Source organism: Catenulispora pinisilvae (genome assembly GCF_015356865.1).
In the GTDB taxonomy this organism is placed as follows: domain Bacteria; phylum Actinomycetota; class Actinomycetes; order Streptomycetales; family Catenulisporaceae; genus Catenulispora; species Catenulispora pinisilvae.
Window position 1 is genome coordinate 1 of sequence record NZ_JAAFZA010000586.1, and the last position, 520, is coordinate 520.

The following is a 520-nucleotide window of genomic DNA, read 5'->3' on the forward strand; positions in this document are numbered from 1 at the left end:
AGTAAAGTCCGCGCGCTGCGGTCAGGCGTGGAGGTGGCGGCTGCGTACAGCGCGAACTTGACTCCCGAGAACCGGCACTGTAGGCAAAGCCCTGCCGACGCGACCGAGGGGAACGAACCGAAAACCGGCCGGAGAAGTACAAAACTGGTGGTTCGGTACCGGCCGCTCGGCGAGTTCGGCCGCCGGTCCGGGTGCTGGCCAGCGCACCGGTGCCGGGGGTGTGCAGCCCGGGCTGGCGGGCGCGGGATCGATCGACCCGGCGACCACAAGCGATACCGCCGGGCTGGCGGGTATGCCGAGATAGACCATCAGAAGGCGGTCATGTCGCCGACCAGCTGAGCACCGGCCCGCCGCCACACCCCTACCGGCAGCGACACCGCTGAGCTGCGTCTACGGGCCCTGCGGTTGCTATTCTTCCGGTTGGTTTTCGGTTCGTTCCCCTCGGTCGCGTCGGCAGGGCTTTGCCTACAGTGCCGGTTCTCGGGAGTCAAGTTCGCGCTGTACGCGGCCGCCACCTGCC

Annotated in this window: 1 protein-coding gene; it reads right to left on the reverse strand. The window is 68.3% G+C overall.

The genetic code is table 11. The annotated features are described in order from the left end of the window. Positions 1-308: 308 nt before the first annotated feature. Positions 309-520 (reverse strand): hypothetical protein (locus IZR01_RS51980; protein WP_228561490.1); only part of this gene is annotated, 212 nt, incomplete at its 5' end.